Origin of the sequence: Caenimonas aquaedulcis (assembly GCF_015831345.1) — a bacterium.
Lineage (GTDB): Bacteria > Pseudomonadota > Gammaproteobacteria > Burkholderiales > Burkholderiaceae_C > Ramlibacter > Ramlibacter aquaedulcis.
The window spans coordinates 2,551,767-2,572,173 of record NZ_JADWYS010000001.1 but is presented as its reverse complement, the minus strand read 5'-3'; the positions used below and the strand labels follow the sequence as shown (position 1 = coordinate 2,572,173).

Annotated in this window: 22 protein-coding genes; 15 read left to right on the top strand and 7 right to left on the bottom strand. The window is 69.5% G+C overall.

Translation table 11 applies throughout. From position 1 onward, the window contains the following. Positions 1–5 precede the first annotated feature (5 nt). The 8 genes from I5803_RS12455 (at position 6) to I5803_RS12420 (ending at position 7,261) form a co-directional block, all read left to right on the top strand. Complete coding sequence (locus tag I5803_RS12455) at positions 6–740, top strand: AzlC family ABC transporter permease (RefSeq protein ID WP_435520853.1); 735 nt, start codon at positions 6–8, stop codon at positions 738–740. Beyond that, positions 737–1,075: an AzlD domain-containing protein gene (locus tag I5803_RS12450; RefSeq protein ID WP_196986667.1), complete on the top strand. Its 339-nt coding sequence runs from the start codon at positions 737–739 to the stop codon at positions 1,073–1,075. The genes I5803_RS12455 and I5803_RS12450 overlap by 4 nt, the downstream gene beginning before the upstream one ends. A 42-nt stretch (positions 1,076–1,117) precedes the next feature. After that, positions 1,118–2,311, top strand: coding sequence for a phosphoglycerate kinase (locus I5803_RS12445; RefSeq protein WP_196986666.1), 1,194 nt, complete (start codon positions 1,118–1,120; stop codon positions 2,309–2,311). Between the two features lie 102 nt (positions 2,312–2,413). After that, positions 2,414–3,847 (top strand): pyruvate kinase, encoded by a 1,434-nt coding sequence (pyk, locus tag I5803_RS12440; RefSeq protein ID WP_196986665.1) that lies wholly within the window; start codon positions 2,414–2,416, stop codon positions 3,845–3,847. Positions 3,848–3,879: 32 nt separating this feature from the next. Further along, the gene (locus I5803_RS12435) at positions 3,880–4,770 is read left to right on the top strand and encodes an alpha/beta hydrolase (protein WP_196986664.1); all 891 of its coding nucleotides are present in this window, start codon (positions 3,880–3,882) and stop codon (positions 4,768–4,770) included. A 100-nt stretch (positions 4,771–4,870) separates the two neighbouring features. Continuing rightward, positions 4,871–5,935 carry a class II fructose-bisphosphate aldolase gene (gene fba / locus I5803_RS12430; protein ID WP_196986663.1) on the top strand — a complete coding sequence of 355 codons (1,065 nt, stop codon included), beginning with the start codon at positions 4,871–4,873 and terminating at the stop codon, positions 5,933–5,935. Next, a complete protein-coding gene (locus I5803_RS12425; RefSeq protein WP_196986662.1) occupies positions 5,932–6,840 on the top strand; it encodes a phosphoribosylaminoimidazolesuccinocarboxamide synthase in 909 nt (302 codons plus the stop codon). The genes fba and I5803_RS12425 overlap by 4 nt, the downstream gene beginning before the upstream one ends. A gap of 13 nt (positions 6,841–6,853) precedes the next feature. Continuing rightward, entirely contained in the window at positions 6,854–7,261 is a 408-nt protein-coding gene (locus tag I5803_RS12420) for a hypothetical protein (RefSeq protein WP_196986661.1), read from the top strand. Here I5803_RS12420 and trxA read toward each other — a convergent pair. After that, positions 7,254–8,153 (bottom strand): thioredoxin, encoded by a 900-nt coding sequence (gene trxA, locus I5803_RS12415; RefSeq protein ID WP_196986660.1) that lies wholly within the window; start codon positions 8,151–8,153, stop codon positions 7,254–7,256. The two genes, I5803_RS12420 and trxA, sit on opposite strands and share 8 nt — an antisense overlap. A 52-nt stretch (positions 8,154–8,205) precedes the next feature. Here trxA and purE point away from each other — a divergent pair, with 52 nt between their 5' ends. The 4 genes from purE to I5803_RS12395 are packed head-to-tail and all read left to right on the top strand — an operon-like array spanning position 8,206 to position 11,871. Continuing rightward, positions 8,206–8,700, top strand: coding sequence for a 5-(carboxyamino)imidazole ribonucleotide mutase (gene purE / locus I5803_RS12410; RefSeq protein WP_196986659.1), 495 nt, complete (start codon positions 8,206–8,208; stop codon positions 8,698–8,700). Continuing rightward, positions 8,697–9,860 (top strand): 5-(carboxyamino)imidazole ribonucleotide synthase, encoded by a 1,164-nt coding sequence (locus tag I5803_RS12405; protein WP_196986658.1) that lies wholly within the window; start codon positions 8,697–8,699, stop codon positions 9,858–9,860. Before purE ends, I5803_RS12405 begins: the two co-directional genes overlap by 4 nt. An 11-nt stretch (positions 9,861–9,871) precedes the next feature. After that, on the top strand, positions 9,872–10,867 hold the full coding sequence (locus I5803_RS12400; protein WP_196986657.1) for an L-threonylcarbamoyladenylate synthase: 996 nt from the start codon (positions 9,872–9,874) through the stop codon (positions 10,865–10,867). Positions 10,868–10,914: 47 nt separating this feature from the next. After that, on the top strand, positions 10,915–11,871 hold the full coding sequence (locus I5803_RS12395) for an SGNH/GDSL hydrolase family protein (RefSeq protein WP_196986656.1): 957 nt from the start codon (positions 10,915–10,917) through the stop codon (positions 11,869–11,871). Between the two features lie 68 nt (positions 11,872–11,939). Here I5803_RS12395 and I5803_RS12390 read toward each other — a convergent pair whose 3' ends face one another. The 3 genes from I5803_RS12390 to dacB all read right to left on the bottom strand — a co-directional run bounded on the left by I5803_RS12390 (position 11,940) and on the right by dacB (position 14,862). Beyond that, complete coding sequence (locus tag I5803_RS12390; RefSeq protein WP_196986655.1) at positions 11,940–13,085, bottom strand: SGNH/GDSL hydrolase family protein; 1,146 nt, start codon at positions 13,083–13,085, stop codon at positions 11,940–11,942. Between the two features lie 122 nt (positions 13,086–13,207). Next, positions 13,208–13,462 (bottom strand): SemiSWEET transporter, encoded by a 255-nt coding sequence (locus I5803_RS12385; RefSeq protein WP_196986654.1) that lies wholly within the window; start codon positions 13,460–13,462, stop codon positions 13,208–13,210. Between the two features lie 5 nt (positions 13,463–13,467). Continuing rightward, entirely contained in the window at positions 13,468–14,862 is a 1,395-nt protein-coding gene (dacB, locus tag I5803_RS12380; RefSeq protein WP_196986653.1) for a D-alanyl-D-alanine carboxypeptidase/D-alanyl-D-alanine endopeptidase, read from the bottom strand. A gap of 51 nt (positions 14,863–14,913) precedes the next feature. On the opposite strand from dacB, the gene tsaB reads away from it, so the two are divergent. Genes tsaB through I5803_RS12365 form a run of 3 tightly spaced genes read left to right on the top strand, consistent with a single transcriptional unit; the run spans position 14,914 to position 16,867 of the window. Continuing rightward, on the top strand, positions 14,914–15,615 hold the full coding sequence (gene tsaB / locus I5803_RS12375) for a tRNA (adenosine(37)-N6)-threonylcarbamoyltransferase complex dimerization subunit type 1 TsaB (protein ID WP_196986652.1): 702 nt from the start codon (positions 14,914–14,916) through the stop codon (positions 15,613–15,615). Continuing rightward, complete coding sequence (gene rimI, locus I5803_RS12370) at positions 15,612–16,079, top strand: ribosomal protein S18-alanine N-acetyltransferase (protein WP_196986651.1); 468 nt, start codon at positions 15,612–15,614, stop codon at positions 16,077–16,079. Before tsaB ends, rimI begins: the two co-directional genes overlap by 4 nt. Further along, a complete protein-coding gene (locus tag I5803_RS12365) occupies positions 16,076–16,867 on the top strand; it encodes a uracil-DNA glycosylase (protein WP_196986650.1) in 792 nt (263 codons plus the stop codon). Before rimI ends, I5803_RS12365 begins: the two co-directional genes overlap by 4 nt. Here the strand turns inward: I5803_RS12365 and I5803_RS12360 are convergent. From I5803_RS12360 to I5803_RS12350, 3 genes are read right to left on the bottom strand one after another with little or no spacing between them, the layout of a single operon-like run. After that, positions 16,864–17,817: a GlcNAc-transferase family protein gene (locus I5803_RS12360; protein WP_196986649.1), complete on the bottom strand. Its 954-nt coding sequence runs from the start codon at positions 17,815–17,817 to the stop codon at positions 16,864–16,866. The two genes, I5803_RS12365 and I5803_RS12360, sit on opposite strands and share 4 nt — an antisense overlap. A gap of 20 nt (positions 17,818–17,837) precedes the next feature. Further along, positions 17,838–19,331, bottom strand: a complete 1,494-nt coding sequence (locus I5803_RS12355) for an FAD-linked oxidase C-terminal domain-containing protein (protein ID WP_196986648.1) — start codon at positions 19,329–19,331, stop codon at positions 17,838–17,840. Then, positions 19,328–20,398, bottom strand: a complete 1,071-nt coding sequence (locus I5803_RS12350; RefSeq protein WP_231402400.1) for an enolase C-terminal domain-like protein — start codon at positions 20,396–20,398, stop codon at positions 19,328–19,330. The genes I5803_RS12355 and I5803_RS12350 overlap by 4 nt, the downstream gene beginning before the upstream one ends. Positions 20,399–20,407 lie beyond the last annotated feature (9 nt).

The window sequence follows — 20,407 nt, the reverse complement described above, 5'->3', positions numbered from 1 at the left end:
GCCCCGTGTTCTTCCTGCGATCCAACTACAGCCACCCGGCGTTCCGGGAGGCCGCGAGCGGCATGGCGCCGCTGGCCACCGGCATTGCCGCATGGGGCCTGATGACGGGAGTCGCCATGGTCAAGTCGGGCATGAGCGTGTTCGAGGCGCTCGCGATGACCTTCCTCGTCTACGCGGGCAGCTCGCAACTCGCCGCGATCCCGCTGATCGTCGCCGGGGCGCCGATGTGGGTGATCCTCGCCACCGGCTTCTGCGTGAACCTGCGCTTCGTCGTCTTCAGCCTGCACCTGCGTCCCTACATGATGCACATGCCGCGCTGGCGCCGCATGGCCCACGGCTACCTCACCGCGGACATGACGTATGCCATGTTCACGCGGCGCTTCCCGGAGCCCGCGCAGACCGGAGAGGGCCGGCGGGAGGAGGAGGCGTACCTGAGCGGCAACTACTGCGTCACGTGGTTCGCGTGGATGGGCGCGAGCGTGGCCGGCATCCTGCTGGGCAACCTCATTCCCACGTCGTGGGGACTCGGCTTCGCGGGTGTGCTGTGCCTCGTCGGCATCCTGTGCTCGCTCGCGAATACGCCGCTGCGCCGGCTGGCGGTGCTGATCGCAGGGTCGGCGGCGGTCGCGACCTATTCGCTGCCGCTCAAGCTCAACATCGTCGCGGCCATCGCGGTGGCGGTGGCCCTGTGTTTCTGGCTGGAGCGCAGGTTCCCGCAGGAAGCGGGGGAGCCCGCATGAGCGCCCAGACCGACCTGTGGACCCTGGCGACGATCGTGGGACTCGCCGCCATCACCGTGCTCACCCGCTGCTTCTTCTTCATCATGGATCGGCCGTGGACCTTGCCCGCATGGGCGCACCGGGCACTGAAGTACGCGCCCGTCGCCGCGCTCGCGGGCGTGATCGCGCCGGAGGTGGTGATGAGCAGCGGCCAGTTCATCCACACCTGGCAGGACGCGCGCCTCTACGCCGCGCCGGTTGGCGCCTTGCTCTACTTCTGGCGGCGCAGCGTGCTGCTCACGATCGCTGCGGGCATGGCGGTTTATCTGCCGCTGCACCTGCTGTTGGGCTGGTAGCGACTCCTAAAATGACCGCTTTGCCACCACGAAGCGATCTCCATGAAAGTCCTGCGTTTTTCCGACCTGTGTGCCGGCGGCCAAGCCCGCGGCCAGCGCGTGTTCATCCGTGCCGACCTCAACGTGCCGCAGGACGACGCGGGCAACATCACCGAGGACACGCGCATCCGCGCGTCGGTGCCCTGCATCCGCATGGCGCTCGACGCGGGCGCGGCCGTGATGGTCACCTCGCACCTGGGCCGGCCCACCGAGGGCGAGTTCAAGCCTGAAGATTCGCTGGCTCCCGTGGCCCGGCGCCTCTCCGAGCTGCTGGGCCGGGACGTGCCGCTGGTGGCCAACTGGGTGGACGGGGTGCAGGTCAAGCCCGGCGACGTCGTGCTGCTGGAGAATTGCCGCGTCAACAAGGGCGAGAAGAAGAACGACCCGGCGCTCGCGAAGAAGATGGCGGCGCTGTGCGACATCTTCGTGCACGACGCGTTCGGCACGGCCCACCGCGCCGAAGCATCGACCTACGGCATCGCGCAGTTCGCGAAAGTCGCGTGCGCCGGCCCGCTGTTGTCCGCCGAGATCGACGCCATCGTGAAGGCGCTCGCACAGCCCAAGCGCCCGCTCGCCGCCATCGTGGCGGGGTCGAAGGTGTCCACCAAGCTCACCATCCTGAAGTCGCTCGCGCGGAACGTGGACCAGCTCATCGTGGGCGGTGGCATCGCCAACACCTTCATGCTCGCGGCAGGCCTGAAGATCGGCAAGTCGCTCGCGGAAGCGGACCTCGTCGGCGAAGCGAAGGCCGTGATCGATGCGATGGCGGCGCGCGGCGCGGCCGTGCCGATCCCGACCGACGTCGTCACCGCCAAGACCTTCGCCGCCGATGCGCCCGCCACCGTCAAGGCAGCTGCCGACGTCGCCGACGACGACCTCATCCTCGACATCGGCCCGCAAACGGCGAAGCGGCTGGCGGACCAGCTGATGAAAGCGGGCACGATCGTCTGGAACGGCCCGGTCGGCGTCTTCGAATTCGAGGCGTTCTCGCATGGCACGGAGACCATTGCCCGCGCCATCGCGGATTCGTCCGCATTCAGCATCGCAGGGGGCGGCGACACGCTCGCGGCCATCGCGAAATACGGCATCGAGAAGCAGGTGAGCTACATCTCCACCGGCGGCGGCGCCTTCCTCGAGGTGCTGGAAGGCAAGCAGCTGCCGGCCTTCGAAATCCTCGAAAAGCGCGCGGCCGGGTGAAACAGTTTTACCTTCGCTTGCGACGCCAGGCGTGTTTCGTACCTGACATGTAACCGCTTTCGCGAGAGAATCCGAAACTTAATTACAGACACCGGAGACTCCATGGCCCGTAGAGCCACCAAGATCGTTGCCACCCTGGGCCCCGCCTCCAGCGAACCCGCACTCCTCGAGCAGATGATCCGCGCCGGCGTGAACGTCGTGCGCCTCAATTTCAGCCATGGCAAGGCGCAGGACCACATCAACCTCGCGGGTGTCGTGCGCGCCGCCGCGCAGCGCGCGGGACGAGAGGTCGCGATCATGGCGGACCTGCAGGGCCCCAAGATCCGCGTCGGCAAGTTCGCCGAGGGCAAGGTCGCGCTCGAAGCCGGGATGAAGTTCGTGCTCGACGCATCGCGCACCGAACCGGGCGACTTGCAGGGCGTCGGCCTCGACTACAAGGAACTGCCGCGCGACGTGAAGCCGGGCGACGTGCTGCTGCTCAACGACGGCCTGATCGTGCTCACCGTGGACTCGGTGAAAGGCGAGCAGGTGCGCACCACTGTCAAGCTCGGTGGCGTGCTCTCCAACAACAAGGGCATCAACAAGCAGGGCGGCGGCCTCACGGCCCCCGCGCTCACCGCGAAGGACATGGAAGACATCCGCACCGCGATGAGCTTCCAGGCAGACTACGTGGCCGTGAGCTTCCCGAAGAACGCGACCGACATGGAGATGGCGCGCCAGCTGTGCAACGTGGCCGCGGCGGAATTCCGCCATCGCCCGGGCCTGATCGCGAAGATCGAGCGCGCCGAGGCGATCCCGAACCTGCTGTCCATCCTGCTCGCGAGCGACGGCATCATGGTTGCGCGCGGCGACCTCGCGGTCGAGGTCGGCAACGCGGCCGTGCCCGCGTTGCAGAAGCGCATGATCCGCATGGCGCGCGAGAACGACAAGTTCGTGATCACCGCGACGCAGATGATGGAGTCGATGATTACCGCGCCCGTGCCCACGCGCGCCGAGGTGAGCGACGTCGCCAATGCCGTGCTCGACGGCACCGACGCCGTGATGCTGAGCGCGGAAACCGCCGCCGGCCGCTACCCGCTGGAAACCATCGTCGAGATGGCGAACATCTGCCTGGAAGCGGAGAAGGCCGAGGACGTGAAGCTCGACGCCGACTTCACCGGCATGACCTTCGCGCGCATCGACCAGTCGATCGCCATGGGCGCGCTCTTCACCGCGCACCACCTCGGCTGCAAGGCGATCGTGGCGCTTACGGATTCGGGTTCGACCGCCTTGTGGATGAGCCGCCACCGCATCCACATCCCGATCTACGCGCTCACTCCCAAGCTCGTGACGCAGCGCAAGATGGCGATGTACCGCAACGTGCGGCCGCTGCTCATGGACCAGAGCGCGGAGCGCGACAAAGCGCTGGGCGAGGCGGAAGCGCACCTGAAAAAGCGCGGCATCGTCTCCAGCGGCGACATCTACGCGATCACCTGCGGCGAGCCGATGGGCGCGCCCGGCGGCACCAACATGCTGAAAATCGTGCGGGCGGAGTGAAACCGCGCGGGCGCGGCGGGCGTACTGTTCGTATGCACCGTCCCACCGCCCCTGCGGGCCTCAACCGCCGCGCGGGCCTCGCCGCGCTTGCCGCCATGTCCCTGTCCGGCTGCTCGGCCTCCGGCCTGCTCAACACCTTCGTGCCTCGCGCGAGCTATCGCGGCCGCCAGGACATCGCCTATGGGCCCGACCCCCGGCAGAAGCTCGACACCTACCAGCCCCTCGAATCGCGCGGCCTCGCGCCGCTGGTGATCTTCTTCTACGGCGGCAGCTGGACCCGGGGCGACCGCGCCGACTACCGGTTCGTGGGCGAGGCCCTGGCCGCGCATGGCGCCGTCGCCGTGCTGCCGGATTACCGCCTGAGCCCCCAGGTGCGCTACCCCGTGTTCCTGGAAGACAGCGCACGCGCCGTGCAGTGGGCCGTGCGGCATGCCCCGGAGCTCGGATGCGATCCGCGCAAGATCTACCTGATGGGCCACAGCGCCGGGGCCTACAACGCCGCGATGCTGGCGCTGGACCCTCGTTGGCTCGCAACTGTCGGACTGGCGCCCGGTCAATTCGCCGGGTGGATCGGCATCGCCGGCCCTTACGACTTCCTGCCCATCGAGAACCCCGAGGCGCAGGTCGCCTTCCACTGGCCGTCCACGCCCGCGGATAGCCAGCCGCTGGCGCAGGCGACAGCCGCCGCGCCCCGCACCCTGCTGCTGGCCCCCGAGAAGGATTCGCTGGTGAACCCGCGGCGCAGCACGATGGCGCTCGGCGAGAAGCTGAAGTCCCTGGGGGTCGATGCGCGCTGGCGCCTGCTGGACGGGGTCAGCCACATCACCATCATGGCGTCCCTGGCCAAGCCCCTGAGCTGGCTCTCCCCGGTGCGCGCCGAGGTGCTCGCCTTCCTCGGATTGCAGTCGCCACCGATGAGCTGAAGGAGCCGTGCCGCCAGCGGGGCACGGGCTAAAATCCATGCGTTCCGGGCGCGCCGCGCCCGTGTCCCAACGCGTTTCACCCCACCACCGGACGACCACCATGCCACTCGTTTCCATGCGCGAACTGCTGGACCATGCCGCCGAAAACGGCTATGGCATCCCCGCCTTCAACGTCAACAACCTCGAGCAGGTCCAGGCCGTGATGGAAGCGGCCAAGGAAGCCGGCGCGCCGGTCATCCTGCAAGCCAGCGCCGGCGCACGCAAGTACGCGGGCGAGCCCTTCATCAAGCACCTCATCCAGGCCGCCATCGAGGCCTACCCGGAAATCCCGCTCGTCATGCACCAGGACCACGGGCAGAGCCCCGACGTGTGCGCCGGCGCGATCAAGCTCGGCTTCTCCTCGGTGATGATGGACGGGTCGCTCGAAGCCGACGGCAAGACCATCGCGAGCTACGACTACAACGTCGACGTGACCCGCAAGGTCGTGGAGATGTCCCATGCGCTGGGCGTGACGGTCGAAGGCGAGCTCGGCTGCCTCGGCTCGCTCGAGACCATGAAGGGCGACAAGGAAGACGGCCACGGCACGGACTCCACGATGACGCGCGAGCAGCTCCTCACCGACCCCGAGCAGGCCGCCGATTTCGTGAAGCGCACGCAGCTCGATGCGCTGGCGATCGCCATCGGCACCAGCCACGGCGCCTACAAGTTCTCGCGCAAGCCCACCGGCGACATCCTCGCCATCGAGCGCATCCGCGAAATCCACCGCCGCATCCCGAGCACGCACCTCGTGATGCACGGCTCCTCGTCGGTGCCGCAGGACCTGCTGGCCGTCATCAACCAATACGGGGGCAAGATCAAGGAAACGTATGGCGTGCCGGTGGAGGAGATCCAGGAAGCCATCAAGTTCGGCGTGCGCAAGATCAACATCGACACCGACATCCGCCTCGCGATGACGGCGGCGGTGCGCAAGTTCCTCGCCGAGAACCCGGACAAGTTCGACGCGCGCGAGTGGCTCAAGCCCGCGCGCGAAGCCGCCAAGAAGATCTGCAAGCAGCGCTACATCGAATTCGGCTGCGAAGGCCAGGCGCCGAAGATCAAGGCGCACAGCCTGCAGGTGGTCGCCGCGAAGTACGCCGAGGGTGCACTCGCGCAGGTCGTCCATTGAGCACCGCGCTGCATACTTCCGCCCTCACCTCCCTGCCGCTGCTCGCGCGCGGCAAGGTGCGCGACAACTATGCCGTCGGGACCGACCGTATCCTGATGGTTGCCAGCGACCGGCTCTCGGCCTTCGACGTCATCATGGGCGAGCCGATCCCCGGCAAGGGTGAGCTGCTCACGCAGATGGCGCTGTTCTGGTTCGGCAAGCTCGGGCACCTGTGCCCGAACCACCTGACGGGCGATGCGCCCGAGAGCGTGGTGTCGCCGGCGGAAATCCCGCAGGTGACGGGCCGCTCGATGCTGGTGAAGCGCCTGAAGCCGATCCCGGTGGAGGCGGTGGTGCGCGGCTACCTCGCGGGCAGCGGCTGGGTCGAATACCAGCAGTCGCAATCGGTGTGCGGCGTGCCGCTGCCGCCGGGTTTGAAGAACGCGAGCAAGCTCACCGAGCCGATCTTCACGCCCGCCGCCAAGGCGGAAGCGGGGCACCACGACGAAAACATCTCCTTCGACCAGGTGGTGAAGCTCGTGGGCCCGGAGCTGGCATCGAAGATCCGCGACATCAGCATCGCGATCTACCGCGAAGCCGCGGCGATCGCGCTCGCCAAGGGCATGATCATCGCGGACACGAAGTTCGAGTTCGGCCTCGACGACGCGGGCCAACTCATCCTGATGGACGAAGTGCTCACGCCCGACTCCTCGCGCTACTGGCCCGTCGAAGGTTACGACGCCGCGTTCAAGGCCGGCACCAACCCGCCGAGCTACGACAAGCAGTTCGTGCGCGACTGGCTGGAGCAGGTGCGCATCAACGGCAAGCCCTGGGACAAGACGCCGCCCGCGCCGCGCCTGCCGCAGGACGTGATCGCCAACACCGCGCAGAAGTACCGCGAGGCATTGCAGCGCCTGACCGCCTGACGAACAGCAGGCGATGCTCGAAGTCATCTTCGAACTGCTCTTTGAATTTTGCGGGGAATTGTTCTTGCAGCTGGTCGCCGAGTTGTTCGGCGGCGCGTTCAAGGCCGGCTGGTACAAGATTCGCGGACGCGACCGGGAATTGGCGCCCGTCCACGAAACTTCATGGTCCGTCGTCACCGGGATTGCCGCCGGCGTCGGCACGCTGCTGGTGGTGCCGCACCTCGCAATTCGCGTCGAATGGCTGCAGGTGATGAACCTGCTGCTGGCGCCCGTGGCGGCCGGCCTGCTGGTCGAGCGGGTGCGGGCCTGGCGCGAATCGCGCAAGGAATTCAGCCCTGCGGTATTTGCCTATGCGGCCGTGTTCGGGCTTGCCTTTGCGCTGACCCGGTGGCTCTTCGGCCGCGGCGGGCCGATCAACTGAGGACGACGCTGGACAGGCGGCGGCGGTAGGTCGCCACCGTCGGGTCGTCCGGCGGGATCTGCCCGTCCGCCACCTTGGGCTTGGGCGGCTCGATCAAATCGAGGATCGCGATGTAGGTCTTGCGGGCCAGCTCGTCGTTCCACGCCTTGTCGCGCATCAGGATTTCGAGCAGCTCGTCCATCGCGTCCGTCCAGCGGTGCGCAGCCAGCAGCAGGCGCGCGCGATCGAAGCGGGCGTCGAAGTCGCGCTTGCCCGCCGCGATGCGCGCATCCGCGTCGGCGAGCGCCTTGTTCGCGTCAGGCGTCGATGCCGCGAAGTCCAGGGCGTCCATCGCGCGCTGCAGGGAGTCGAAGCGGCGCACGAGGGACGTCTTCGCGATCACCGGGGCGAAAGCCACCTTCGCGTCGTCGGTGCGCCCGGCCAGCAACAGCGCACGCACGTATTCGAAGCGCGCGTCGTCGTTGGAAGGGTCGGTCGCCACCGCATGCTGGAAGCGCTCGAGCCGGGCTTCGGGGCTGTCATCCAGGGGGGCTTCCTCGACGGTGGCTTCTTCCGGCTGCGCTTCGCCCGGCTCCACGTGCTTGTCCAGGAACTCCTTGACCTTGCCTTCGGGCAGCGCGCCCATGAATCCGTCCACGGGCTGGCCGTCCTTCAGCAGGATGACGGTGGGGATGCTGCGCACGCCGAAAGCGCCGGCGATCTGCTGCTCCTGGTCCGAATCGATCTTGACCAGCTTGAAGCCGCCGGCGTAGTCCTTCTCGAGCTTCTCGAGGATCGGGCCGATCACCTTGCACGGGCCGCACCAGGGCGCCCAGAAGTCGACCAGCACGGGCTGGGTCATGGAGGCTTCGATGACCTCGGATTCAAAGTTTTCGATGGTGACGTCGATCATGGCGGGTCAGGTCGGGTTGGAACCGTAAAATTCAATCTTTGGGAGCACGCAATTGAGCTCGATACAGGTTGGCGTGGTGATGGGGTCCGCAAGCGACTGGGACACGATGCAGCACGCAGTGGCAATTCTCCAGGAATTCGACATCGCCCATGAGGCGCGGGTCGTTTCGGCCCACCGCATGCCCGACGAGATGTTCGCCTATGCCGAGCAGGCCGCCGGCCGCGGGCTCGCCGCCATCATCGCAGGCGCGGGCGGCGCCGCCCACCTGCCGGGCATGCTGGCCGCCAAGACGACCGTGCCGGTCCTGGGCGTCCCGGTCGCGAGCAAGCACCTGCAGGGCGTGGATTCGCTGCACAGCATCGTGCAGATGCCCAAGGGCATTCCCGTCGCCACCTTCGCGATCGGCGTCGCGGGCGCGGCCAACGCCGCCCTGTTCGCGGTCGCGATGCTGGCCCATGGCGACGCCGGGCTGCGCAAGCGCCTGGAGGACTATCGCGCCCGCCAGACGCAGGCGGCCGCCGGCATGACCCTGCCGCCCCAGCCATGAGCGAAGACGCGATCCTGCCCGGCGCCACCCTCGGCGTGATGGGGGGCGGCCAGCTCGGCCGCATGTTCGTGCATGCGGCGCAGCGGATGGGCTACTTCACCGCCGTGCTCGACCCGGATGCCGCCAGCCCCGCCGGCCTGGTCAGCCACCGGCATGTGCATGCCGACTACCTGGACGACCGCGGCCTGGCCGAGCTCGCGCAGTGCAGCGCCGCCATCACCACCGAATTCGAGAACGTGCCCGCGCCCGCACTCGCGCGGCTCGGCGAGCTGCGCCCGGTCTCTCCCGGCGCGGCCGCGGTCGCGATCGCGCAGGACCGGTTGCTGGAGAAGGCCCACTTCGTGAGATGCGGGGTTCCGTGCGCGCCGCACGCGGCCATCGAAACGCAGGAGCAGCTGCGGGCCGTCGACGCGAGCCTGCTGCCGGGCGTGCTGAAGACCGCGCGCCTGGGCTATGACGGCAAGGGGCAGGTGCGCGTGCAGAACCGCGAGGAACTCGCCGCGGCGTGGCAGGGGCTGAACGGCGTGGCCTGCGTGCTCGAAAAACTGATGCCGCTCGCGGCGGAATGCTCCGTCATCGTCGCGCGCGGGCGCGACGGCGCGATGGTGAACCTGCCGCCGCAGCTCAACCTGCATCGCGGCGGCATCCTCGCCGTGACCGAGGTGCATCCCGACAACCTGCCCGCATCGCGCGGGGCGCTCGCGGTGGAATCGACGCGCGCGATCGCGCAGGGGCTGGACTATGTCGGCGTGCTCTGCGTCGAGTTCTTCTTGCTGGCCGACGGCTCGCTCGTCGTCAACGAGATGGCGCCGCGCCCGCACAACAGCGGGCACTACAGCATGGACGCATGCGACGTGTCGCAGTTCGAATTGCAGGTGCGCACGCTGGCCGGGCTGCCGCTCGTGCAGCCGCGCCAGCACAGCCCGGCCGTGATGCTGAATCTCCTGGGCGATTTGTGGTTCGCGCAGGGCGACGCGGAAGTGGCGCCGCCCTGGGACCGGCTGCTGGCGCTGCCGGGCGTGCACCTTCACCTCTACGGCAAGCAGAGCGCGCGCCCCGGCCGCAAGATGGGGCACGTCAACCTCACCGGCCCGTCTGTGCGAGCCGTGCGCAAGACCGCCCTGGAGGCGGCGTCGCTGCTGGGCATCGAAGCGTTCTAGCGGGCGCGCACATGATCCTGCAAGGTAACGACCCCGCCGCGATCGAGCGGGCCGCGCGCACGCTGGCGGCCGGCGGGCTCGTGGCGTTTCCGACCGAGACGGTCTACGGACTGGGCGCGGACGCGGCGAGCGACGCGGCGGTCGGTGAGATCTTCCGCGCGAAGGGACGGCCCGCGGACCATCCCCTGATCGTGCACGTCCCGGATGCGGCGGCGGTGGATCGCTTCGCCGCGAGCGCACCGGACTTCGCCCGTGCCTTGATGCGGGCGTTCTGGCCCGGCCCGCTCACGCTCATCCTGCCGCGGCGCGAAGGCGTCGCCACGGCCGCGGCGGGCGGGCAGGCCTCCATCGGCGTGCGCTGCCCGGCGCATCCGGTCGCGCATGCCCTGCTGGTGGCATGCGCCGGCACCACGCCCGCGGTGCACGGGCTCGCGGGTCCGAGTGCCAACCGCTTCGGGCGCGTGAGCCCCACGACGGCGCAACACGTGCGCGGCGAATTCGGCGACGAGCTGCTCGTACTCGACGGCGGCCCCTGCGACGTCGGCATCGAATCCACCATCGTCGACTGCACGCGCGGCGTGCCGGTGCTGCTGCGCCCCGGGGTTCTGACACGCGGGCAGATCGAGGCGGCGTGCGGGCAGCCGCTGCGCTCGCCGGGGGAAGTGACGCAGGACGCGCCGCGAGCCTCGGGCACGCTCGAGTCGCATTACGCGCCCGACGCGCGCGTGCGCCTGATGGATGCGAAGGCGCTGCAGACCGCCCTGGATGTCCTGGGCGACGACGCGGCGGGCCTCGCGATCTACTCGCGCGCCCTCATGCGCACGCGATCCCCCCGCGTGCTGCAGCGGCGCATGCCGGACGACGCGGCGGAAACCGCGCGCCAGCTCTTTGCGGTCCTGCGCGATTTCGACGCGCAGGGCGTGCGCCTCATCTGGGTCGAGACACCGCCGGCCGAGCCGGGCTGGGAAGGCGTGCTCGACAGGCTTTCCCGGGCCGCCGCGGGCTGAGCGCGGGCGCTCGCTAAACTACCCCCAACCTTCAATTGGAGAATTTCATGTCACGTCAATGGATGCGCCGCGCCTTGCTGGCGCTGGCGCCGGCCGCCGCGTTGTTTCTGGCCGGCTGCGGGTCGGGGACGATCGAGTCCCAGCTGGAGCCCACCCGCGTGTTTGCCTTCGGCACCGGCTTCAGCGACCTGGGCCAGGTCGGCAACCGCCAGACCGTCAACGACAACACCATCAACATCTGGACGCAGGAGGCCGCGGCCTCCTTCACGTACCTGATGGGGCCGGTCGTGACCGCGGGCGGCACCGACTATGCGACGCGCAACGCGCGCATCGTCGCCACGCCGGATGCCGCCGGCAATGCGGCGACGCCGACGGTGGCCAAGCAGATCGACACCTTCCTGGCCGGCACCACGCCCACGGCGACGGACCTGGTGTTCATCGAAGGCGGCATCACGGACATCATTGCCGAGGTGGGCAAACTCAACGCGGGGACGCAGACGAGCGCCCAGACGCTCGCCAATGTCCAGCAGGCGGGCCGTGACCTTGCAGCCCAGACGCGCCGCCTGGTGCAGGCCGGCGCCTCGCACGTGGTCGTGGTGGGCACGATCGACCTCTCCCGCACGCCCTGGGGCATCACGACGGGGCAGGGCGCGCTGCTCACGGACCTGAGCACGAAGTTCAACACCGAGCTGCTGACCTCCATCGTGGACCTCGGCGCGTCCGTGCTGTACGTGGACGCCGCCTTCCAGTTCAACCTGATGTCCAGCAACCCGGGCATTTTCGGCTTGAACAATTCCACGGACGTGGCGTGCACGTCGGTCGATCCCGGCCCGGGCATCGGCATCGGCGCGGGCAAGGTCAACGCCGCGCTCTGCACCCCCGCAACGATCGTGGCGGGAATCAACTACAACCTCTACATGTGGGCCGACCCTGTCTACCCCACGCCGTTCGTGCAGCGCTATTTCGGTGACTACGCCTACCAGCGGATCCGGTCGCGCTGGTGAGCCGGTGCGACGAACAAAAAAAAAGGCGCCTCCGGGCGCCTTTTTTCGCGGGGTTGCGCAACGCGCCCTCAGATCCAGCCGGCCAGGTGCATCTGCGCCATCACGTACTGGGCAAGCAGCGTGTAGCCCAGCGGCGTCGGGTGCACGGTGTCGGCGAAGTAATAGCCGCTCACGTCCGCCGCCACGGTGCTGGCCGCGGTGCAGGTGATCGACGATCCGGCGAGCGGATTCGCCGGCGACGTCGTGCTGCAGGCGGGCGTGGTGATGTTGGTGATGCCGTAGGCGGAGGGATTCGCGTACTGGTTATGGCCCTGCGTGAACGCGTCGATGTAAAGCACCGGCGTGCCGGCGAGGCCTGCCTGCAATTGCTGATTGAACGCGCTGACCATGGTGGTGATGAGGCTGCGCGTGCTCGCATCGGCCGCCATGCCGCTCGGCGACTGGGCAATGTCGGGCAGGTTCACGACCATCACGTAGCGCGCACCCTTGGCCAGGACCTGGCTCTTGACGAGGCCCGCGAGCTCGGCGCCGGTCGCGCCCATGCTCGTGACGGCCTGCGTGGCTGCCGCGTTCACCGCCGCGGCGCCGCCGGCGGCGACTGCGTTCTGCGTCGCAGCCGGCCAGCCGGCCGCGACGGCCGCGCCGACGGCGGTCGCGCCCCCGCCCGCGGCGGAAGCCACCGCGTTCAGGTTCAGGAACGCGTCGTTGCCGCCCGCCATCACCGTCACGAGTTCGCGTCCCGAATAGGAGCCGACCCGCGACAGGTGCAAGCTCATCTGCGCGGAGACGGGCAGCGCCGTGAGGCCCAGGTTGACCGCGTTGAACGGCGCGCCCTGGAACACTGCCGCGTTCGGTCCGTACGGGTTGCTCACGCGCGAGCTGCCTTGCGCGTAATTCGTGCACTCGGGGTGGTTGGTGACGGGCGCGCCGACGAGGCCCGGAATGTTCGGCAGCAAGCCTGTCTGCGCTGCGCACGACGTGGTGTGCACGCTCGCGGCGACGATCTCGGTCCAGTTGTGCGCTGTCGCGCTGTTGACGGTCCACTTGCCGCCGCCCAGCGCGGCGATCGTGCCGACCTTCTCGGTGCCGACGTCGCTCAGGCTGTCGCCGAACGACACGGTCGAGGAGACCTCGATGCCTCCGTCGCCGCCGCCGCACGATACGAGGGCAATGGCTGCTGCAATGGCGGCGAGCCTGGTTTTCATCAATCTCATCGAAGTCTCCTTGAGGAAATAGAACGGTCGTTCGTTTTTTGGTCCGTCGATGGTAGACGCGTGCCCGCCCTCTCCGCGAGGGGGTTATCACCGATGAAGGGAGCCGCGCGCTCAGCGGCGGGTCAGCCGAAGCGGATCTTCATCGCGAGGATGGCCAGCGCCAATCCCAGCGTGATCGCATTGGCGATCACGATCGGCCAGGCGGACAGCATCAAGCCGTACGCGAGCCACATCGCCACCCCGCAGGCGAACACGCTGTACATGCCCAGCGAGATGCCGCGCACGTCGCGCGTGCGAAACGTGTGCCAGGCCTGCGGCACGAAGCTGCAGGTGGTGAGGAAGGCGGCAAGGTAGCCGATGAGTTCGTGCAGCGCCATCGCCGTCACTGGTCCCTCGCCGCCCACTCGACCAGCGCTTCGATCGCCGGCCGCGCGAGGAAAGCCTGCGGGTGGTTGGCGATCGCGACGAGCACATAGCGCTTGCCGCTGGCCGCGTGCACGATCCCGGCGACGCCCGCGACATCGCGCAGGCTGCCGGTCTTCAGGTGCGCGAGGCCCGTGCCCTTGCCGCGCGCGCGCCGCAACGTGCCGTCCACCCCCGCGACCGGCAGGGAGGCGAGCACCTCGGGCATGGACGGGGAGGCCCACGCGAGTTGAAGCAGGCGCGCGACGTCCTGCGCGGTGATGCGCTCCTCGCGCGAGAGGCCCGAGCCGTTCATCATCACCGGCGGCTCGCCGCCCACGCGGTCGCGCCACCACCGGCGCATGATCTCGCGCGAGCCTTCGAGCGAGCCGGTGCCTCTTTGCTGCAGGCTGAGCGTGAGGAAGAGCTGCTGCGCCATCACGTTGTTGCTGAACTTGTTCATGTCGCGGATCGCTTCCGCGAGCGCAGGCGATTGCACCGCGAAGGCGGGCGCGAGCGCCGCCGGCACGCGGCCGTCGCGCACCTGTCCCGAGAGCGTGCCGCCGACCTCCTTCCACATGCCGGCCACCGCGCGCGCCGAATACGACTCGGCGTTCCAGTAGGCGATCGGCCAGGAGCGCTCGCCGCACGACGCCGGGTAGGCGCCGGCGAAACGCACGCGGGACGCATCGCTGAAATCCGGCTTGAGCGCGGCGCGCCAGTCGCCGCAGTCGCCGGCCGCCAGCGGCACGCTCGCGGGGACCTGCACGCCCGCCAGCGGCGGCTCCGCTTGCACCTGCGCCTGCGCGCCTTGCGCGACGAAGGTCATGACGACCGACTTGTAGTTGAGCAGCAAGGCGTCCGGTGCCGCGTTGTAGGGTTTGAGCGGCTCCCCGTCGAATGCGCCCGGATCCTGCGGCACGGTCTCGAAGGCGCTGCGGTCGAGCACGATGTCGCCCGCGATCGTGCGGATGCCCAGGCCCTGGATGCGGCGCATCAGCAGCCACAGCCGCTCGACCACGAGTTTCGGGTCGCCCTGTCCCTTGATGTAGAGGTTGCCTTGCAGCGTGCCGTTCTGCACCGGCCCGTCGACGTACACCGGCGTCGTCCAGGTGAAGGCCGGGCCGAGCAGGTCCAGCGCGGCCACCGTCGTCGCGAGCTTGGCGATGGACGCAGGGTTGACCTGGGCCGTGGCGCGGTGGGCCAGGCGCGGCGGCGATCTGCCGTCCGCGTCCGCCACCACGACGGCGATCGCGTCGCGCGGAAACTTCGCACGTGCCAACGCGGCTTCCACATCCGGCGGCAGTCCCTGGGCCAGTGCCGGCGCGGCGGCCGCGACCAGCCCCGCGCCGGCAAGGATTCGTTGCAAAAACATGCGGGCATTATCCGGCCCCTCGATAATGGCAGGCCGCGCACGAGACTCCCCTTGAACCTGCTTGCCTTCGACACCAGCACCGACACGATGTCCATCGCCGTGCGCGGGGGCGCGTTCGCAGGCGGCGACGCGATCGAGCATGTCGCCCCGGGGGGCGCGCAGGCGTCCGCCGCGCTCATTCCCGCGGTCATGGCCTTGCTGGCACGGGCCGGGCTGGGCCTCGCGCAGCTCGACGCCATCTCTTTCGGGCGCGGGCCGGGGTCGTTCACGGGCCTGCGCACCGCCTGCGCCGTGGCGCAAGGACTCGCGTTCGGCGCCGATGTGCCGGTGCTGCCGCTGGACACCCTCATGGCCGTGGCCGAGGAAGCGCGGGCCCTCACCGGCGCCACCCGCGTGATCGCGGCACTGGATGCGCGGATGGACCAGGTCTACTGGGCTGCGTACATCCATGGGGAAGCGGGCTGGGGGCTCGAGGGCGACTACCGCCTCACCGCCCCCGAGGACATCCCGGCGACGCAAGGGTGGACCCTGGCCGGCAATGCGTTCCATGCGTATGCAACGCGGCTTCCCGGCTTGCCGCGCGTGGACGCGCTGCCGACGGCACGTGCGCTCTTGCGCATCGCGCCTGCCGCGCTGGCTGCGGGCCTGGCGGTGCCGGCGGATCGCGCCATGCCCCTCTACATCCGGGATAAAGTCGCCCAGACCACTCAGGAGCGTGCCGCGGCGCGCGCCCTCGCATCACCCACCCCATGAGCGCCGTATTCAAATCCGCCGAGGCCGCGTTCCTGCCGCTCACCGAGTCCCGCCTCGACGAGGTGGTCGCCATCGAGCGCGCGGCCTATGCGCATCCCTGGACGCGCGGCAACTTTTCCGATTCGCTGCGCTCGGGCTACCAGGCGCAGCTCCTGGGCGCGCAGGACGTCGTGCTCGGGTATTTCGTCGCAATGAAGGGGGTCGATGAAGTCCACCTGCTCAACATCACCGTCGCCCCCGAGCACCAGGGGCAGGGTTGGGGCCGCCTCATGCTCGATGCGCTGGCGATCTGGTCGCGCGCGCAGGGCGCGCAATGGCTGTGGCTGGAAGTGCGCGCGGGCAACCTGCGCGCGCAGCACATCTACGAGCGCCACGGCTACCGGCGCGTGGGCGAGCGCAAGGGCTACTACCCCGGTACGTCGGGCCAGCGCGAGGACGCCGTCGTGATGAGCCTGAAGCTATGAGCCTCGTGCTGGACGACCGCCGCCGAGCGATGCTGGCCGAGATGGGCGTGCGCCTGTTCGAGGCGCCATCGGCACCGCCGGCCGTGGCGCCGGCCGCATCGGCCGTGTCGCTGGCGCCGATCCCGCCCGCGCCCGAGGCTCGCCCGCAACCCGCGCCATCGGAATCCCCCGCGGCGCGGCGCGTGCCGGTCCCGCAGGACCCCGCCCGGGCTGCCGCCATCGAAGCGATGTCCTGGGACGAGCTGGAACAGGCCGTCGCCGGGTGCGAGGCTTGCGGGCTCTGCGCGAGCCGCCGCAACACGGTCTTCGGTGTGGGCGACCGACAGGCGGACTGGCTCATCGTCGGCGAGGCGCCAGGCGAGAATGAGGACCTGCAGGGCGAACCCTTCGTCGGCCAGGCGGGCAAGCTGCTGGACAACATGCTCAGGTCGCTGGGCCTGGATCGCGGCAACAAGGTCTATATCGCCAACGTGCTCAAGTGCCGCCCGCCCGGCAACCGCAACCCGGACCCGCAGGAGGTCGCGCAATGCGAACCGTACCTGCGCCGCCAGGTCCAGCTGCTGCAGCCCCGGATCATCCTCGCGATGGGCCGCTTCGCCGTGCAGGCGCTTTTGGGCAGCGACGAGCCGATCGGCAAGCTGCGCGGACGCCGCCACGAGTACATGGGAATTCCCCTGGTGGTGACCTACCACCCCGCCTACCTGCTGCGCAACCTCCCCGACAAGGCCCGCGCATGGGCGGACCTGTGCCTCGCGCTCGAATTGATGCGCGGGAACGCGGCCGCCTAGGACGCGAACGCCTGCGGGCGGTAAACGCGCGCCTCCAGCGTGCGCGCGGCGTAGTCGATGCCGCTGAACGCCGCGTAGTCGGCCATCGAGCGGACGGCGCCCAGGCCGTACACCCCGAGCGATTCGCCCTCCACCAGCGCCTGCAGCCGCGCGCGCGAACGTCGCTCCAGCGGCCACCATGCCTGCGCGCGGTCGCCGCCGGGGGCCGCGTCCCAGTGCATGGGCCGCGCGGGCGCGCCGTTGCCCGGCGCGTTGTACAGGTGATAGAGCGGCAGCGCGGGCATGTGGAAGATGTCCCAGCCGTGGGTGTAGAGGCGGGCGGCAAGGGCCTGCTCCTCCCCGTGGAAGTAGAGCCAGGGGTCGTACGGGAATGCCTGCACGAAGCGGCCCGGCGCGAACAGGCAGCCCGCGCCCAGGTGATAGCCGGGCACCGGGCGGTCGAGCTCCAGCGGCTGCGCTTCGAAGCCGAGGACCGGGTGCCCCGCCTCGAAGTGCGTCCCCGGCTTCACCACATGCGCGAGGACCTTGTCCGTCGTCGGGCGATGCACGGGCCGGCCGTCCTCGAACACGAACGCATGGGGATAGGACGAAATCACGACGCCGGCGCGTCCGGGCAGCAGGTCCTGCGCCTGCGCGACCAGGCGCTCGTCCCAATGCGGCTCGAAGTCCATGTGCGAATCGAGCTGGAGGAACCACTCCTCGCCGTCGTACAGCGACACCGCGATCGCCCGCGCCCAGCAGGGGCCGCGTGCATGGACGGCGTCGATGTGCACACGGCTCAGGCGTGCGGGGCGCACGGCATCGGCCGGGAGGGACGCGCTCCCTGCGGGGCTCTGGTCCACCACGCCGAAGTGCAGCGCCTCCGGGCGCCGCGCGGTGTCCAGCGCGCGTGCGAGGGTGAAGCCCAGGAGCGGATCGCAGTACGACGCGATGCTGACGAAGATGCGCATCGCGCCGGCGGCCCGCGTCCTCAGAATCGCGGCAGGTCCGGGTGCGCGATCCGGCCGCCGCGCACCAGCATCTTCCCGTACTCCGCGCAGCGGTTCAGGGTCGGGATCACCTTGCCCGGATTGAGCAGGCCCTTCGCGTCGAAGGCCCGCTTCAGCGCGAGCATCTGCGTGTTCTCCTCGCCGCTGAACTGGACGCACATCGAATTGAGTTTCTCCACACCGACGCCGTGCTCGCCCGTCACCGTGCCGCCCATGGCGACGCTGGTTTCCAGGATGTCCGCGCCGAACAGTTCCGCGCGGTGCAGCTGGTCGGGGTCGTTGGCGTCGAAGAGGATCAGCGGGTGCAGGTTGCCGTCGCCCGCGTGGAACACGTTGGCACAGCGCAGCCGGTATTTCCCCTCCATCTCCTGGATGGCGAGCAGGATGTCCGCGAGCCGCTTGCGCGGGATCGTGGAGTCCATGCACATGTAGTCGGGGCTGATGCGGCCGGAGGCGGGGAAGGCGTTCTTGCGGCCGCTCCAGAAACGCAGGCGCTCGGCTTCGCTGCGGCTCACCGCGATGGCCGTCGCGCCGGCGCTTCGCAGCACCTCGCTCATGCGGCCGATTTCCTCCTCGACTTCCCCGGTCGTGCCGTCGCTCTCGCACAGCAGGATGGCGGCCGCCTCGAGGTCGTAGCCGGCATGCACGAAGTCCTCCACGGCGGCCGTCATCGGCTTGTCCATCATCTCGAGCCCGGCCGGGATGATGCCTGCCGCGATCACCGCGGCCACCGCCTGGCCTGCGTGCCGCACATCCGAGAAGCTCGCCATGATGCAGCGCGCCAGTTGCGGCCGGGGCACGAGCTTGACCGTCACTTCGGTGGTGACGGCGAGCATGCCTTCGCTGCCGATGACGACGGCGAGCAGGTCGAGGCCGGGGGCGTCGAGCGCGTCGCCCCCGAACACCACCGGCTCGCCTTCCACCGTGAAGCCGCGCACCTTCACGACGTTGTGCAGTGTCATGCCGTACTTGAGGCAGTGCACGCCGCCGGAGTTCTCGGCCACGTTGCCGCCGATGGTGCAGGCGATCTGGCTCGACGGATCGGGTGCGTAGTACAGGCCGTAAGGCGCCGCGGCTTCGCTGATGGCGAGGTTGCGCACGCCGCATTGCACGACCGCCGTGCGCGACACCGGATCGACCTTCAGGATGCGATTGAACTTCGCCAGCGACAGCGTGACGCCGAGCGCATGCGGCATCGCGCCGCCGGACAGGCCCGTGCCCGCGCCGCGCGCCACCACCGGCACGTCGAGCGCATGGCAGGCGCGCAGCACCGCCTGCACCTGCGCCTCGGTCTCGGGCAGCGCCACGACGAGGGGACGCTGCCGGTAGGCGGTGAGGCCGTCGCATTCGTAGGGCGTCGTCTCCTCGGCCTGCCACAGCAGCGCGGCGGCAGGCAGCACCTGCGACAGGGCGCCCACGACTGCGGCCTGCCGCTCGGCGCGCTGGAGCGGCGCGGGATCGGCGGGGGCGTTCATGCGGCGAACCTCGCGACGGCCTGCTCGTCGAACTGCACGCCGGTGCCGATGACGCCGTCCACGATCGCCATGCCCTCGCGCAGCTGGAGCGGCGACTGCAGGATCGGGTTCCACCAGTCGGTGTATTCGAGGCGGTGGGCGGTGGGTGTGACCGCCAGCAGTTGCGCGCTCACCTCGGGCCACAGGTGGCTGGAGACCGGGACTCCGTAGGCCTGCGCCATCGCCGCCACGCGCATCCAGCCCGTGACGCCGCCGCACTTCATCGCATCGGGCATCACGTGGTCGCGCACGCCGGCATTCAGCGCATGGCGGAAATCCAGCGGTCCCCACCAGTTCTCGCCCGCCTGCAAGGGCGTGGAGGCGCCCGCCGCGAGCTGGACGAAGGCGGCGTAATCGTGCGCCAGTACCGGCTCCTCGACCCAGGCCAGGGCCTCCGAGTCGAGCGCGCGCAGGCGGATCTGCGCTTCGGCGGGGGTGAGGCTCTGGTTGTAGTCGACCATGATTTCCACGTCCGGGCCCGCTGCGCTGCGCATCGCGCGGATCACCGCGATGTCCTGCGCGAGCGTCGGGTAGCCGATCTTTGCCTTGATGCCGCGAAACCCCTGGCGCACCCAGCGCTCCGCGGCGAGCGCGGAATCCTTCTCGCCGTCGAAGCCGATGCCGCCGTAGGCCTGGATCGGGCGGTTGCCGCCGCCCAGCATCGCGTGCAGGGGTTCGGCGCGCGCACGTGCCAGCGCGTCCCAGCAGGCCATGTCGATGCCGGCGAGCGCCATGCCCACCAGCCCCTGCGTGCCGAGCAGACGAAACCGCGCCTGCAGGTGTTCGTACAGCGCAATCGGCGCGAGCACCTGGTCCACCACCAGCGGCTCCATGTTCTTCAACAGCGAGGCGACCGGCCCGAGCGCGGCCGGGGTGTAGGTGAACACGATCGCGTGGCCGGCGACGCCGCCATCGGTGTGCAGCGTGAGGAGCACCAGCGGCGAGGCCGCGATGGTGCCCGACGCCGTGCGATGCGGCTCGGGCATGGGCACCTGGACGGCGCGAACCTGCAGGGAGGTGATCTTCATGGGCTCCAC

Bases quoted from the DNA above. Each gene is read 5' to 3' on its own strand.
- I5803_RS12450 (WP_196986667.1), top strand. From the start codon at position 737: ATGAGCGCCCAGACCGACCTGTGGACCCTGGCGACGATCGTGGGACTC.
- I5803_RS12445 (WP_196986666.1), top strand. From the start codon at position 1,118: ATGAAAGTCCTGCGTTTTTCCGACCTGTGTGCCGGCGGCCAAGCCCGC.
- pyk (WP_196986665.1), top strand. From the start codon at position 2,414: ATGGCCCGTAGAGCCACCAAGATCGTTGCCACCCTGGGCCCCGCCTCC.
- I5803_RS12435 (WP_196986664.1), top strand. From the start codon at position 3,880: ATGCACCGTCCCACCGCCCCTGCGGGCCTCAACCGCCGCGCGGGCCTC.
- fba (WP_196986663.1), top strand. From the start codon at position 4,871: ATGCCACTCGTTTCCATGCGCGAACTGCTGGACCATGCCGCCGAAAAC.
- I5803_RS12420 (WP_196986661.1), top strand. From the start codon at position 6,854: ATGCTCGAAGTCATCTTCGAACTGCTCTTTGAATTTTGCGGGGAATTG.
- trxA (WP_196986660.1), bottom strand. From the start codon at position 8,153: ATGATCGACGTCACCATCGAAAACTTTGAATCCGAGGTCATCGAAGCC.
- I5803_RS12405 (WP_196986658.1), top strand. From the start codon at position 8,697: ATGAGCGAAGACGCGATCCTGCCCGGCGCCACCCTCGGCGTGATGGGG.
- I5803_RS12400 (WP_196986657.1), top strand. From the start codon at position 9,872: ATGATCCTGCAAGGTAACGACCCCGCCGCGATCGAGCGGGCCGCGCGC.
- I5803_RS12395 (WP_196986656.1), top strand. From the start codon at position 10,915: ATGTCACGTCAATGGATGCGCCGCGCCTTGCTGGCGCTGGCGCCGGCC.
- I5803_RS12390 (WP_196986655.1), bottom strand. From the start codon at position 13,085: ATGAGATTGATGAAAACCAGGCTCGCCGCCATTGCAGCAGCCATTGCC.
- I5803_RS12385 (WP_196986654.1), bottom strand. From the start codon at position 13,462: ATGGCGCTGCACGAACTCATCGGCTACCTTGCCGCCTTCCTCACCACC.
- dacB (WP_196986653.1), bottom strand. From the start codon at position 14,862: ATGTTTTTGCAACGAATCCTTGCCGGCGCGGGGCTGGTCGCGGCCGCC.
- rimI (WP_196986651.1), top strand. From the start codon at position 15,612: ATGAGCGCCGTATTCAAATCCGCCGAGGCCGCGTTCCTGCCGCTCACC.
- I5803_RS12365 (WP_196986650.1), top strand. From the start codon at position 16,076: ATGAGCCTCGTGCTGGACGACCGCCGCCGAGCGATGCTGGCCGAGATG.
- I5803_RS12360 (WP_196986649.1), bottom strand. From the start codon at position 17,817: ATGCGCATCTTCGTCAGCATCGCGTCGTACTGCGATCCGCTCCTGGGC.
- I5803_RS12355 (WP_196986648.1), bottom strand. From the start codon at position 19,331: ATGAACGCCCCCGCCGATCCCGCGCCGCTCCAGCGCGCCGAGCGGCAG.
- I5803_RS12350 (WP_231402400.1), bottom strand. From the start codon at position 20,398: ATGAAGATCACCTCCCTGCAGGTTCGCGCCGTCCAGGTGCCCATGCCC.